The organism is Rhizobium sp. ZW T2_16 (assembly GCF_044987325.1).
Classification (GTDB): domain Bacteria; phylum Pseudomonadota; class Alphaproteobacteria; order Rhizobiales; family Rhizobiaceae; genus Neorhizobium; species Neorhizobium cellulosilyticum.
The window spans coordinates 718,953-731,424 of record NZ_JBJDRG010000002.1; the positions used below are offsets into that span (position 1 = coordinate 718,953).

Genomic DNA, 12,472 nt, shown 5'->3' on the forward strand with positions numbered 1-12,472 from the left:
AAATAACTGATTGGCGACAGGTGCTTGACCCTGATCGCCAAGCAAAATAGTCTTGTGTGGCTTTGACGAGATCAATTTGCAAACTGGGCGGGGATCATGGCCGGAAAGACAGTGACGCGTGCAGACTTGGCGGAATCGGTATTTCGCAAGGTTGGGCTCTCCCGGACTGAGTCGGCGGAGCTCGTAGAGACAGTAATTGATGAGATCTGCAACGCGATCATTCGCGGCGAGGTCGTAAAGCTTTCCTCCTTCGCGACCTTCCAGGTCCGCTCGAAAAACGAGCGTATCGGACGTAACCCGAAAACCGGTGAGGAAGTGCCGATTTCTCCGCGCCGGGTCATGACCTTCAAGGCTTCCAATGTCCTGAAGCAACGGATCTTGAAGTCCCATACCAGCCGCAAGGCCAAGCAGAAGTCTGCGGCTCCGGTCGCCTGAGCTTGAAGCAATTGAAGCCAAACTAGGCACGGGTTTTCCGTCCGGAATTGCGTCAAGATAAAGAGATAGAGCGATTTAGCGTTTTGAAGAGAAGCGGAAACGCTCTGCATAAGCTCCTGTTTTATCTCATTCCTGTGAACATGCTTGAATCCTTGCTCTCAACCCATTGAGATAAGTGGGAATCCGAGCGTAGTCTGTCGCATCGTCACGAAAGCCGGAATCGGCATGCGATACCAGGATTATGAATCGTCACCCGGTTGTTCTCGCGTCAGATCTGAAGCGAGGTGGCGTGGCTTGGGTCGGCTTCACGGCCGCTGTTTGGAGGTTTGAGCGTGGACAAGAGCCCGGATGCATTCCGCACGATCAGCGAAGTCGCAGATGATCTCGATCTGCCGCAGCACGTTTTGCGCTTCTGGGAAACCCGTTTCACGCAGATCAAGCCAATGAAGCGTGGCGGTGGTCGTCGTTATTACCGGCCTGAGGACGTCGAGCTACTGAAAGGCATCCGTCATCTGCTCTACGATCACGGTTATACGATCAAGGGCGTGCAGAAGCTTCTGAAGACGAATGGCAACAAGTTCGTTGCGGCCATCGCCTCGGGCGATGTTGCCACCATGGACGCCATTATTGCCTCAAGCAGCGAGAAGCACGCCGAGCCGAAGGTTGGAGCAACCGAGGAAGATCAGGTTCTGGGACGGCCCAAGGTCAAGCCCAGCGGCCGCTTTTTCGGCTTCGGTTCATCTGGGGACGACGGCACTCCGGAAGTGTCGATCGGAAAATCGAGTGTGGGCAAGGAAGATCGCGCATTGCTGCAGGAAGCGCTGTTCGATCTCCTGGAATGTAAGCGGTTACTGGACCAGGTACGCTGAAACAATCAACGCCGGTCACCACAACTATATGTGATCACCCGAATTTTACTGTTCACCTCTGGTTCAGCACGCAAATCAGATCATTTACCTCAGGGAGACATTCCGAGGAGAATGAAATGAAGAAGAAACTTGCAATTATCCTGGTGTCCGCCGTTACCGCATTGACCGGCGTCGTACCGGCCAATGCATTTCCGATGGTACGCGCCCCTTCGGTTCAAGCCTCACAGCAGGTTGAGAAGGTTCAATGGCGTGAAGGCCGTCATGACTGGCGACGTTATGGACCACGTTATTCCGATCGCCGCTGGCGTGACGAGCGTCGCTGGCGTGATGATCGCCGGTATTACAGTGACCGTCGCTGGCGTCACCATCGTCATCACGGCGGCTCTAATACAGGTGCGATCATTGGCGGGCTTGCTGCCGGTGCTATCATCGGCGGCGCACTGGCCGCGCCTCGCTACGCTCCGCCGGAGCGCCGTTATGTCGGCGGCAACAGCCATGTGAACTGGTGCTATGCTCGCTATCGTTCATATCGAACATATGACAACACTTTCCAGCCCTATAATGGTCCCCGCCAGCAGTGCTACTCGCCCTATCGTTAAGGTGCTCGATCTTTCCGCGATTACCGATGCCGCTCCGTCCAACGGGGCGGCATTTTTTATCGGGTTGAAAAAAGGGGAGTTGCGATTTACCGGGAGGAGCTGTTGTTGAGGTAGGCGGAAAACGCAAGAGCCTGCCCTTCGACGATGCCATCGTGCGAAGCGCAAGAGAGAAAAATCCAACTGATTTTAGATGGGGGATAATTGGTCGGAATGGCGGGATTCGAACCCACGACCCCTTGACCCCCAGTCAAGTGCGCTACCGGGCTGCGCTACATTCCGACCTGCTTCGAGAGCAAGACTTCCATACTGGCATGACATTGCTGGCGCAAGCGAAAAATCCCGGTCTTGATGCTGGTTGCACATGATCCGACGAAAAAGTCCTGCCGCACGCGCAAGGTAGGGCAGGACTAGATTAATTTTGGAAAAAGCATCCCAATCAGATGATTGGGCAACCGCGCCGATTTGCGAAGGTGATGCGATCCGGACCGCTTCGCGTCATGCCTTCAACGGTCACGCTACGGGATGTCACGCGAACCACCTCGGGGCGACGAAGCCCTTCGTCACGTGCCGCGGCACGTGCCTCGCCGGGGCTGCAGCCGCGGTCCCGGTCCCGGTCGCGATCGCCGTAACGATCCCGGTCGCGGTCCCGTATAACCGGGCGTACCCCATCCGGTCCGATGCGAAGCTCCATATCCTGTGCCGCGGCCGGCATGGCAAAGACCGAGCACGTGGCCACAGACAGGGCCGCCGCAAGTCCGAATTTTGAAACCATCTTGAACATCTCTTCTCCTCCGCGCGTAAGTCGTGACGTCGCGCATAAGTTATAAATCCACGGAGAAGTAACCCGCTGGTGGATCAAAAAGTTCCGCCGCGGTGAGAGTTTGCTTTTAAGTATAGGGAAATAATCAAACGCAGGACAGGAAGCACTCAATCAATGAGTGCTTCGCTATGTTTTGCCTGGTGTTATCTGAAGCGAGGAGCCCGGCTGGCGTTCATCAGCAGTTCCTGCTGGGTGGCGAAAGGCCCAAGAAGCTTCAGAAGTCTTGCTTCCTCTTCGGTATCGAGGCGGTAGCGGCGCGAAAAATCGGCGACGCTCCATACTTTCCTCAAACCTTTTTCCTCGATGTCAGCAGTGCTGAGATGCGATGTCATGTGAACCCCTCTTCGTGTTCAGCGACTTTGCCAAAGGTAATGTGAAATAAAGAATGCGCTTATGTAGTTAAGTTTATATACGCAATTTTACCTTTATTGTCCTTCAACTTTCACGCCATTCTCCCCGATGCTGATTGATACGCCTTCAGGCTTTGTTTCTTCGCGGAATAGATAGAAACTAAGGCCAGCGACCACGACGATCAGTGCGCCGATGATGAGATAAAGGTTGTTGCTGCGTGTCATGCATGTCCCCGATGTAGATTTCGGCGGAGAAACGCGTTTCAACTCAAATGGTTCCAGAAAATTTATGGAATCTAGTCGTCATTGGTCGAATTCAGATTCTGGGGTCTGATGCCTTCGTCTATTGGCTGGTGATGCAGGCGGACGCCGGGACCGGATGCGTCCTGCTGACCGGCGGAAACAAAGATGATGCCGCGGGATTCAAGCACCCGCTTCAGTTTTCTTGAAAGCTCCGGCTCGGCATTGCCTGTTGAAGCCTCGGCATCACGAATGCTGTTGCCGGAGACGCCGGCCGCCTTGGCAAGCTCTTCGATCGAAAGCCCGATCATGGCGCGGGCTGCGCGCAATTGCGATGTGGTAATCATGCTTATGAATTGGAATGACTCCGGCCGAAGTCAAGCGCCTGCAGCACCTGCCGTAGCGTCTATGGCGCGTTGCCGCCGCATATGTTTATGCTCGAGCGCGTAGCAGCCCCACAGGAGGCCGAGAAGCAGATAGAAGTGTCGCCAGTGGTCGGTGTCGATGACGTTGCCGATGAGCGAATGGCCAAGGATCATGACCCAGCAGATCATCAGATAGGGCTGCCATGGTCGCTCCCGCAGGAGATAACGGAAACCCATCCAGATCGTGGACCAGATCATGATCTGGTAGGTCACCGCACCCAGCCAGCCGTAGGTCGTGAGTGATTTAAGCCAGATATTATGCTCGTCCTCGCCATAGATCTTGCCGAATGCCATTGGGCCCAGCCCGAAGGGCCGCTCCATAGCCATCAGGAAGCCGATCCGGTGCCGTTCGAAACGGCCGAACCTTGCTCCGTCGTATGACTGCACCAGCTTGGCACGGTTGGTGAAAAGGTCTGAGATCTGGGGAATCTGAAGCGCGATGACCAGGGCAAGAATGAGCGCCAGCGCTGCAATGGCTGAGATGATCAGGATCTTCAGCCGGAATGCGGTTGTCCGCTCTTTCAAAAGCATTGCAACGACAAGCGCAATGCCGCTGAAAAGCAGTAACCCCCAGGCTGCACGGGAAAACGAAAGGAATACGCCGATGACCAATACCAGTATGCCGGCGATCAGAAACGGCGCTTCCATGATGCGACCTGTCAGCAGCCGGTAGAGCATGTAGAGGATCGGGGCGATGAGATAAGGCCCGAACACGTTCGGATCCTGAAACGCACCCATGGCGCGATCGTAGCGGGTAAAAACATGGGCGCCCGGAAAGGCGTTGAAATAGCCGAGGATACCGAGAAGCGCCGTGATGATCGCCGCCACCACCCAGACCCGAAAGATCAGTTCGAATCTGCCCGGATCATCCTCGATGATCGCGGCATAGAAGACCGAACTTAACGCAAGAAAAATCGAGACGGCGATATACATCGGCGCGCCGCTCATATCCTTCATGACGGTGATGGAGAACATGCCGCCAATATTGAAGACCATAAGCAGCGCAAGCAGAAGGCAGATAGTGCGCGAAATGCGCAGGCCAAGCAGGAACCAGATGGCGATCTGAATCACCATGACGAGTTCGTATGGGGCAGGTTCCGAGATGACAAAACCCGACAGGAAGACACCGAACGCCAGCAGGCAGGCCCCGAGAAGCCGGGCAATCTGTGCTGCGGAAAGGCGCTGGGCCCGGGTTTCGAAATTCGCCGTACTCAATACGCGTTGTCCGTGTTGAACAGGCTGATCGGGGTCAGAAACAGGATTTTCAGATCAAAGAGCAATGACCAGTTCTCAATATAGTCCAGGTCATGCTCGGTACGGGCTCGGATTTTTTCATCCGAATCGAGTTCGCCGCGCAGGCCCTTGACCTGTGCCCATCCGGTGACGCCGGGCTTGACCCTGTGTCGGGCGAAATAGCTTTCGATGACATCGACATATTTGCGTTCGCCCGTTTGAGCGTGAACGGCGTGAGGACGCGGGCCGACCAGGGAAAGTTCGCCCTTCAGCACGTTGAAGAGCTGCGGCAGTTCATCGATCGATGATTTGCGCAGGAAGCGTCCCACCGGGGTAACGCGCGGGTCACCCTTGGTGACCGCTTTGACAGCCGTCTGGTCGCTCATGTTCGTATACATGGAACGGAACTTGAGGACCTTGATGGTCTCGTTGTTGAAACCGTGCCGGTTTTGCCGAAACAATATCGGTCCTTCGGACGTCGTTTTGACCGCGATCGCGGCAGCCAGCATGATCGGCCACAGAAGTACGATAGCAATGAGTGTGAAAACGATGTCGAAGGAACGTTTTGCAACGGAATCCCAGTCGCGGATCGGTTTGTCGAAAATGTCGAACATCGGCACCGAGCCGACATGCGAGTAGGAGCGGGGCCGGAAACGCAGGCGGTTCGCATGAGCCGCGAGCCGGATGTCGACGGGAAGCACCCAGAGTTTGCGAAGGAGCTGCAGGATTCGCGCCTCTGCGCTTGCCGGCAAGGCGATGATCAGCATGTCGATGCGCGCGAGGCGCGCGAATTCGATCAGTTCGGCGAATGTGCCAAGTTTGGGGTAACCGGCCACGACGCTCGGAGAACGGTCGCTGCCGCGGTCATCGAAGATGCCGCAGATGCGAATGTCGTTGTCTGGCTGCTGTTCCAATGCGCGGATGAACTGCTTCGCAGGCTCGCCGCCGCCGACGATGACGGCACGGCGCTCCATCACGCCGTTGCGCGCCCAGTGGCGGATCGCATAGGCGGTCAGAAGGCGTTCGCCTAGCAGGAAGGCGCAGCCGCAGAGGAACCAGATCGTTGCGGCGCCGACGGGGTAAAGCACACCCTCGGCGATCGAGATGCCGAGATAGGTCAAAATGAAGCCCATCGCCCAGGCGGCGAGTACTCGTCTGGCATTCCGTCGTGCTGCGCGGATAGATGGGATGAGATAAGTATCGGCAAGCTGCAGGAACAGCACCGTCAACGATGCGCCAACGGCAGTTACAACGAAACGAGTGAGGAAATGACTGTCAGCGGGAACCGGCTGCAAATAGCACGCAAGCAGGCCTATCGCGAGAAGCGATACGAATTCGAACAGGCGAAACTGTCCGATCAGCATAGTCGGTGAATAATTGTTGTCGCTAAACTGGTCGGCTATCTGTTTGGCGAACGGATTGAGCTCGACGGGAGTTGCCGGTCCGTTATGTGATCCGCCCTCCGCGACGCTGCGGCGCAATGCCTCGAGGTCCAGGTCCGGCCGATTGCCCAAGTCGCTCATGAAACGGTCCCTTGTCTCCCGGTTGTCAACGGAGAGATCATGAGAAATCGCTTATCAGGAAGATGCTAAGGAAGCCTTTAGGCTGGCTTTCCATTGCCGGCCTGCAGGGCATCCCGATAGAGGCCGAGCATGTCGCGCGCCATCACCTGTGCGGAGAATACTGATTTGAAGGCGGAGGGTTTCGGCATGGTGCGGATACGCCAATCAGGCTGTGTAGCGGCGGCTGTCATGATGCTGGAGAGGTCCTGAGCGTCACCTGGAATGGCAAGCGCCTCGCTGCTTTCACCCAGCACTTCCGGTATGCCGCCAACCCTGGATGCAATAACGGGTTTGCCTGCCGCGAGTGCTTCGAGCACGATATAGGGCATCGCCTCCGCACGGGACGGAACCACGATTGTTCTGGCCAGCGCAAAAGCCTTGCGAGCAGGCATGGCGGGCAACATCTGCATGCGTCGATCTAGCCCGAGCTCCGAGATCATGGCCCGGTATTTGTCTTCATCGGGACCGTCGCCGATCATCATTGCGGTCAAAGGCCGGCCGATGCGGCGTTCGGTGCGCAGAAAGGCGTCGATAAACACGTCCGGCCCCTTCATGTCGCGCATCATGCCGATGAAGAGAAAGTCCGTAGCCTGCGGCTCCAGCGAGACGGGCGCGAATTCGGCTTCGTTTATACCGTTATAAATGACCTGCGAATGTGGTCTTGGTGTTCCCACCTTGGCCTCGTAGGTCCGCCTCTCGTAATCGCAGACGAAGGCTATGGCATCGCAAAAATTCTCCTGGAGGCGCTCAAGCCTGAGGATAATCTGCCCGGTCGGTGATGACCGGGTAAAATGCAGGCTGCCGCCATGCGGAGAATAGACGCGGGCTACGCGATACCTGTTTACCCGCAACACTGAGCCGATCATCCGGGCCACTGCGCCACCCTTGGCGCCATGTCCATGCAGGATGTCCGGCTGCAAACTTTTTATATGCTGATAGCTCTTGGCAAGAGCGATCATGTCCGAAGGCGAAATGGCTCGCCGCATCGGTAGGCGCGTCAGTCCCAGGGCGAGTTTCGGCCTGATGGTCTCGAACAGCGCGTCCTCGTAGGCGCCGCCCGTAGAACTGTCGCAGAGAATGCCGATCTGATGACCAGCGGCGCTGTGCTCTTCCACCAGATCGCGCACATGCCGAAAGATCCCGCCTATCGGATTGCGGAAGCAATGCAGGATGCGCAAGGGGGGAAGGGGTCGCATCTTGGGTCAGAACAGGCGCTCGCGGACATAGATCGTGTCGCCGGCAAGGATCGGGGCGGTGATTGCCGTGCGGCCGGTCGCCACCTGTCCATTGACCTTGCGTGTCACGTCGACGTCCCGCTCGTTGCCGCGCGGGGTGAACCCGCCGGCAATGGCGATCGCATTTTGCGCCGTCATGCCCGGCACGTAGGAATATTGGCCCGGCCGTCCGACTTCACCCATGACGAAAACGGGGCGATAGCGATCGATTTCGATGCTGACGTCGGGATCTCGCAGATAGCCCTGCTTCAGACGGCCCGCGATAGAGCCTTCGAGCGCCGGCAGGGTCTGGCCGCGGGCCGCGACCTGTCCGACCAGCGGGAATGCGATGTAGCCGGCCTGATCGACCGTGTAGGTGTTTGTCAGTCCCGGCTGTTCGAACACGGTGACGCGCAGACGGTCACCGCTATCCAGCCGATAGGGCTGCAATGCAGCTGCTTCAAAGCCCTTTGCCGGCGGCGGGCTGGAGGCACAGCCACTCAGCAGTGCGGCTGTGACGGCCAACGCCGCTGCCAGCACCTTACGGGTCTGCACTTGTCTGCGTCGGGCAACGACCATGTCCCACTCAGGCTCCGGCTGTTCGTATCATTTTGTTCGTTATGGATCTGTTAGGGTTAATGGCGGGTAAAGGGGGAGTTCAATATAAGCAACTTCGCAAGTATGGGGTCGTTAACCGCAGCGTTACCATGGTCCTTTACCATTCGCTGAATTGAGACGCTGGAGTGTGTGATGTCGGGTGCCAACGGCAATTACCAGGACGTGGATATCGATCTGGGCCGCGTGATCGCCGCGGTATGGGCGCGCAAAGGGCGGATCATTGCTGTTACTGCCTTTGCGGCCGTAGCCACTCTTGTCGTTACCAGCATGATGACGCCGAGCTACAAAGCCGAGACCCGACTTCTGATCGAATCGCGCTCCCCGAACCTTACGGGCGGGGCGGGCGCAGCCGCCGGTAACGATCCGGTTTTGGACAGTCTCAACATCACCAGCCAGGCCCAGTTGCTGCAATCGACCGATCTGATCCGCCGCGTTGCCCGCGATTTGAACCTTGCTCAGTACAAGGAATTCGATCCGGCGGCGCGATCACTTCTGCCTGATCTTCTGGTTATGGTGGGGCTGAAGCCGGACCCCATGGCGCTCGATCCCGAAGATCGGGTCGTGGAAAAATTCCGCGAGAGGCTGGAAGTCTACGCGGTTGAGAATTCCCGCGTCATCGGCGTCGAATTCTCTTCGCACGATCCGATCCTTGCCTCGACCATTCCGAACAAGATGGCAGAGGTCTATCTTCAGCTCCAGAGTGGCGCCAAGCTCGATACGCATTCGGAAACGGCCAAGTGGCTCGAGCCGGAGATCGCCAATCTGACGCAGAAGGTCAGGGAGGCCGAAAGCAAGGTTGCTGAATATCGATCCAGAAATGGCCTGTTTCGGACGAATGAAACCAACAGCTTCTCCAGTCAGCAATTGAACGATATCTCGACCGAACTCACCCGTGTGCGCGGAGAGCGGGCCAATGCCGAGGCGAGAGTGGAAAATGTTCGCACCGCGCTGGGTGCGGGACGCGCACCCGACACAATCGCGGATGTTGCAGGATCGCAGGTCATCCAGCGGCTCAAGGAAGCTGAGACAAATCTTCAGGCGCAGATTTCGGATCAGGCGACATCGCTTCTCGACGGCCATCCCCGGATCAAGGGCCTGCGGGCACAGCTGGCGCAAATCCGACAGCAGATTGCCAGCGAAACCCGTAAAGTTCTGGCGAGCCTCGACAGCGAGGCCGAGGTTTCTCGCCTGCGCGAGCAGCAGCTGATGGCGCAGCTCGATACGTTGAAGGCAGATTCCGCTCGCGCCGGAGAGGAAGAGGTGGGGCTTCGCGCGCTGGAGCGCGAGGCCGCCGCCCAGCGGCAATTGCTTGAGACCTATCTTGCTCGTTATCGTGAGGCGACTTCCCGGCTTGATGGCAATGCTTCGCCAGCCGACGCCCGCGTCGTCTCGAAAGCAGTTGAGCCGTCCGAGCCCTATTTCCCCAAGGTTATCCCGATCGTCACCGTCGTGACGCTCGCTGCACTCATCGTCAGCTGCCTGATTGTGATGATTTCCGAACTGTTCAGCGGTCGGGCACTCCGGCCGATCAATCGCGAGGTTTCGTTGGAGCCTGCGCCGGTTCAGGAACGGGAGAAGATTGCAGAAGCGCCGTTGCCGGCCGCTGCGCCACCCGTCGCCATCGTCTCGCGCGAAACGCGGGTCGAAACCACGGCGCTGGCGGAACAGAGAGCCGTGATTGAACGGAAGGAGGAGGTTCGCACCGCCGTCCTACCGCCCGCACCGGCTGCCGCTCCACCGGCAAAAGAGATCAATGTAGCCAGCCCGCAACCTGTCGGATCCGACGAGACTGAAGTCGCTCCCGTCGTCGATACCGGCTTCACGATCGGCTCGGTTGCTCATTACCTCCAGCGTCACGCTGTCCCTGTTGCTGTCGCCGTATCTCCGAATGGTGATGGCGGCTCGACGGCCAGCGTCATGCTGGCGCGCGCAGTGGCTGAAGCCGGCCGAAACGTGATCCTTATCGATCTGACCGGATCGGCCTGCCCGACGCGTCTGATGGCCGAGCATGACCGGCTACCAGGGATCACTGATCTTCTCTGCGGAGAAACCGCCTTCGGCGAGGCTATCCATCCTGATCGACTATCGGAAGCCCATATCGTGCCGCAGGGCATCTCCGATCCTGTTCGTGCGATGCGTGCCGCAGATCGCCTGACGATGATCATCGATGCGCTTTCCGACGCCTATGACCTTGTATTGATCGAATGTGGTCCCGCCGATACAGGCAGCCTGAAGCGTCTCGTGCGCACCGATGGAACGGAGATCATTCTTTCTGTTCCGGGCTTTACCGAAGATGCCATTGCCGAGCTTGTCGTCACCTATGCCGATGCCGGTTTCCGCAACCTGCTCGTCATGGCTCAGCCGGACGACAGCCAGTCGCCGTCATCACGCCGCCGCAGCGCCGCTTGAAACTCTGTCAATCCTGACCGTCGCGGCGGGAACGCCAGCGCTGGGCCAGCGCATAGAGCCTGTGGTTCCGTTTGATCGCAGTCTTTATGCCGGTCTGCGCCAGATACAGGCCAGCAAGCACAGAGCCCTTGGTGCTGATTGGCAGCAGCATATCGTGCAGCACGGTTTCCTGGTTGCACCAGCTGTGCTTGTAAGGTTGGTCGCCGATGCCGAAATCGAAAAGCGTCGCCCCGTCTTCGATGCAGCGTTCTATCGCCAGCCAGAAAAGCAGCTCCCCCGGGCTTGCCTCGGCTCCGATGCTGTCGTCGATGGAGCTGAACTGGCAAAGCACGTGACCGCCCTTGCGCGAAAGGCCGGTCACGGCCGCGATATGGCCGTCATGTTTTCCCTTCAGGCGTATCGCATGCATGGATAGCGGCTTGTGATTGCCTTGCGCCGGTGTATCGAGCAGCCGGTGCAGGAAATCACGTGTCGGGGCAGAGGCAAACACATCCGGTAGGCCAAAAGCTTTCAGCCTTTCGCCTTTCTGGGAAAAGAATCGCTCAAGAAGCGTGTGCTGATCGTGCGGCGTAGTGGCCACCACATAATCGAAACCGCCGATCGCCTCCAGCCGGCGTACCTGCACGCGATACTTCTTGCGCCGTGTCTTGGCGTTGATCTGCGCAAGCGTTGCCTCCATCGTGTCGAGAAGCGACAATTGAAACGAATGGTTCTGGTTTTCGATCGAGGCCAGATCGCTCAGCGGATGCATGATGCCTTTCCACGCAAGCGGAACCTCGTCGATTACCAGGAGATCGGCAACATCGCGCAGGATTCGCGCGAGATCGGCCTTGAACCGCCGCAGCTCATTCGCATCCGGCGCGGCGAGCGCGTCGTCGAAAAGCCCTGTATTGAGATTGTTGAAACGCCCGCCCGGAACCCGCGCGACGCGCCCAAGCCGGCCGGCGACGATTTCGAGCGGCAGCACAAACAGAATACGGGCGCCGATGGAGCCCGTGACGGCGAGCAGCTCACTTTGATGCGCCGCCGTCCACGCGCGGCACCAGTCAAGGCCCTGGTTGAGTGAATTCCATTCCCGGCCTTCGAGACGCCGCCATTCGTCTTCGATCGGCGAAATATCGCGCACCAAGGCAATATCGAGCTCGTCGAAATGCACCACTGGCTTCTCCGCCGTCCGGCAGAGAACCGATGGAGCACTCGTCTCGTCCTGATTTGCCCTTGCAGTCATCCATCACCCACATACTTGCAGATATATTGGGCGGTGAGCACGAAGAATGCGTTTATGACGTTGAAGAAAGAGGTGGGAGCGCCGGGTCTGGTTAACCTGCGGTGTACGGCTACCGCTTCGGCCTCGGGCCGGCCATCCACTTGATGATCAGCATCGCCGGCAGGATCCACAGCAGCCCGGACAGAAGGAAATAGAGGAAATGCACCCACCAAGGGGCGGTGGCGAGCGTCAGCGTTGCGATCGTCGTTGCCGCAAGCGCGTAGGTGATCACCAGGATGATGATCAGAATGGTACCGACAAAACTTCTCCAACGCGGCACCAGACGTCCTCCTCAGGCTCCCCATGGCCGCGACCGGATGCCGCAAAGCCTTGGGGCTTGTTTTGCACGGGTCCATGAGGCAAATCAACGCGTAAAACCGAAGGCGATGTGCCGCTGCGGCGCGTTGTCTCACGGGTCTCTTGAAAGACGG

Annotated in this window: 14 protein-coding genes and 1 tRNA gene; 4 read left to right on the forward strand and 11 right to left on the reverse strand. The window is 58.1% G+C overall.

Features of this window, described 5'->3' with window-relative positions:
* Window positions 1–96 precede the first annotated feature (96 nt).
* The 3 genes from ACI3K0_RS09095 (at window position 97) to ACI3K0_RS09105 (ending at window position 1,903) form a co-directional block, all read left to right on the forward strand.
* Window positions 97–435, forward strand: a complete 339-nt coding sequence (locus ACI3K0_RS09095; protein ID WP_139673127.1) for an integration host factor subunit alpha — start codon at window positions 97–99, stop codon at window positions 433–435.
* A gap of 332 nt (window positions 436–767) precedes the next feature.
* Entirely contained in the window at window positions 768–1,304 is a 537-nt protein-coding gene (locus tag ACI3K0_RS09100; RefSeq protein ID WP_183827121.1) for a MerR family transcriptional regulator, read from the forward strand.
* 116 nt (window positions 1,305–1,420) lie between these two features.
* Window positions 1,421–1,903 carry a BA14K family protein gene (locus tag ACI3K0_RS09105; protein WP_183827118.1) on the forward strand — a complete coding sequence of 161 codons (483 nt, stop codon included), beginning with the start codon at window positions 1,421–1,423 and terminating at the stop codon, window positions 1,901–1,903.
* A gap of 202 nt (window positions 1,904–2,105) precedes the next feature.
* Here the strand turns inward: ACI3K0_RS09105 and ACI3K0_RS09110 are convergent.
* From ACI3K0_RS09110 to ACI3K0_RS09150, 9 genes are all read right to left on the reverse strand, one after another.
* Window positions 2,106–2,182: transfer RNA gene (locus ACI3K0_RS09110), tRNA-Pro, on the reverse strand.
* Window positions 2,183–2,339: 157 nt separating this feature from the next.
* The gene (locus tag ACI3K0_RS09115) at window positions 2,340–2,684 is read right to left on the reverse strand and encodes a hypothetical protein (protein WP_183827115.1); all 345 of its coding nucleotides are present in this window, start codon (window positions 2,682–2,684) and stop codon (window positions 2,340–2,342) included.
* 182 nt (window positions 2,685–2,866) lie between these two features.
* On the reverse strand, window positions 2,867–3,055 hold the full coding sequence (locus ACI3K0_RS09120; RefSeq protein WP_112457211.1) for a hypothetical protein: 189 nt from the start codon (window positions 3,053–3,055) through the stop codon (window positions 2,867–2,869).
* 93 nt (window positions 3,056–3,148) lie between these two features.
* Entirely contained in the window at window positions 3,149–3,298 is a 150-nt protein-coding gene (locus ACI3K0_RS09125; protein ID WP_404945261.1) for a hypothetical protein, read from the reverse strand.
* A 71-nt stretch (window positions 3,299–3,369) separates the two neighbouring features.
* A complete protein-coding gene (locus ACI3K0_RS09130) occupies window positions 3,370–3,660 on the reverse strand; it encodes a helix-turn-helix transcriptional regulator (protein WP_183827112.1) in 291 nt (96 codons plus the stop codon).
* Between the two features lie 30 nt (window positions 3,661–3,690).
* Window positions 3,691–4,953 (reverse strand): O-antigen ligase family protein, encoded by a 1,263-nt coding sequence (locus ACI3K0_RS09135; protein WP_404945262.1) that lies wholly within the window; start codon window positions 4,951–4,953, stop codon window positions 3,691–3,693.
* Window positions 4,950–6,494 (reverse strand): undecaprenyl-phosphate glucose phosphotransferase, encoded by a 1,545-nt coding sequence (locus ACI3K0_RS09140; RefSeq protein WP_183827106.1) that lies wholly within the window; start codon window positions 6,492–6,494, stop codon window positions 4,950–4,952. Before ACI3K0_RS09140 ends, ACI3K0_RS09135 begins: the two co-directional genes overlap by 4 nt.
* A 77-nt stretch (window positions 6,495–6,571) precedes the next feature.
* A complete protein-coding gene (locus ACI3K0_RS09145; protein ID WP_183827103.1) occupies window positions 6,572–7,729 on the reverse strand; it encodes a glycosyltransferase family 4 protein in 1,158 nt (385 codons plus the stop codon).
* Between the two features lie 6 nt (window positions 7,730–7,735).
* A complete protein-coding gene (locus ACI3K0_RS09150; protein WP_148145317.1) occupies window positions 7,736–8,326 on the reverse strand; it encodes a polysaccharide biosynthesis/export family protein in 591 nt (196 codons plus the stop codon).
* A gap of 171 nt (window positions 8,327–8,497) precedes the next feature.
* Here ACI3K0_RS09150 and ACI3K0_RS09155 point away from each other — a divergent pair, with 171 nt between their 5' ends.
* A complete protein-coding gene (locus ACI3K0_RS09155; protein ID WP_183827100.1) occupies window positions 8,498–10,774 on the forward strand; it encodes an exopolysaccharide transport family protein in 2,277 nt (758 codons plus the stop codon).
* A gap of 7 nt (window positions 10,775–10,781) precedes the next feature.
* Here ACI3K0_RS09155 and ACI3K0_RS09160 read toward each other — a convergent pair whose 3' ends face one another.
* The gene (locus ACI3K0_RS09160; RefSeq protein WP_183827096.1) at window positions 10,782–12,002 is read right to left on the reverse strand and encodes a GNAT family N-acetyltransferase; all 1,221 of its coding nucleotides are present in this window, start codon (window positions 12,000–12,002) and stop codon (window positions 10,782–10,784) included.
* A 109-nt stretch (window positions 12,003–12,111) separates the two neighbouring features.
* Window positions 12,112–12,324 (reverse strand): DUF2842 domain-containing protein, encoded by a 213-nt coding sequence (locus tag ACI3K0_RS09165; RefSeq protein ID WP_183827509.1) that lies wholly within the window; start codon window positions 12,322–12,324, stop codon window positions 12,112–12,114.
* Window positions 12,325–12,472 lie beyond the last annotated feature (148 nt).

What these genes read in the sequence shown, in the direction of transcription:
- ACI3K0_RS09140 (WP_183827106.1), bottom strand. Translation starts at nt 6,494, where the DNA reads ATGAGCGACTTGGGCAATCGGCCGGACCTGGACCTCGAGGCATTGCGC.
- ACI3K0_RS09130 (WP_183827112.1), bottom strand. Translation starts at nt 3,660, where the DNA reads ATGATTACCACATCGCAATTGCGCGCAGCCCGCGCCATGATCGGGCTT.
- ACI3K0_RS09095 (WP_139673127.1), top strand. Translation starts at nt 97, where the DNA reads ATGGCCGGAAAGACAGTGACGCGTGCAGACTTGGCGGAATCGGTATTT.
- ACI3K0_RS09105 (WP_183827118.1), top strand. Translation starts at nt 1,421, where the DNA reads ATGAAGAAGAAACTTGCAATTATCCTGGTGTCCGCCGTTACCGCATTG.
- ACI3K0_RS09145 (WP_183827103.1), bottom strand. Translation starts at nt 7,729, where the DNA reads ATGCGACCCCTTCCCCCCTTGCGCATCCTGCATTGCTTCCGCAATCCG.
- ACI3K0_RS09150 (WP_148145317.1), bottom strand. Translation starts at nt 8,326, where the DNA reads ATGGTCGTTGCCCGACGCAGACAAGTGCAGACCCGTAAGGTGCTGGCA.
- ACI3K0_RS09115 (WP_183827115.1), bottom strand. Translation starts at nt 2,684, where the DNA reads ATGTTCAAGATGGTTTCAAAATTCGGACTTGCGGCGGCCCTGTCTGTG.
- ACI3K0_RS09160 (WP_183827096.1), bottom strand. Translation starts at nt 12,002, where the DNA reads ATGACTGCAAGGGCAAATCAGGACGAGACGAGTGCTCCATCGGTTCTC.
- ACI3K0_RS09120 (WP_112457211.1), bottom strand. Translation starts at nt 3,055, where the DNA reads ATGACATCGCATCTCAGCACTGCTGACATCGAGGAAAAAGGTTTGAGG.
- ACI3K0_RS09155 (WP_183827100.1), top strand. Translation starts at nt 8,498, where the DNA reads ATGTCGGGTGCCAACGGCAATTACCAGGACGTGGATATCGATCTGGGC.
- ACI3K0_RS09125 (WP_404945261.1), bottom strand. Translation starts at nt 3,298, where the DNA reads ATGACACGCAGCAACAACCTTTATCTCATCATCGGCGCACTGATCGTC.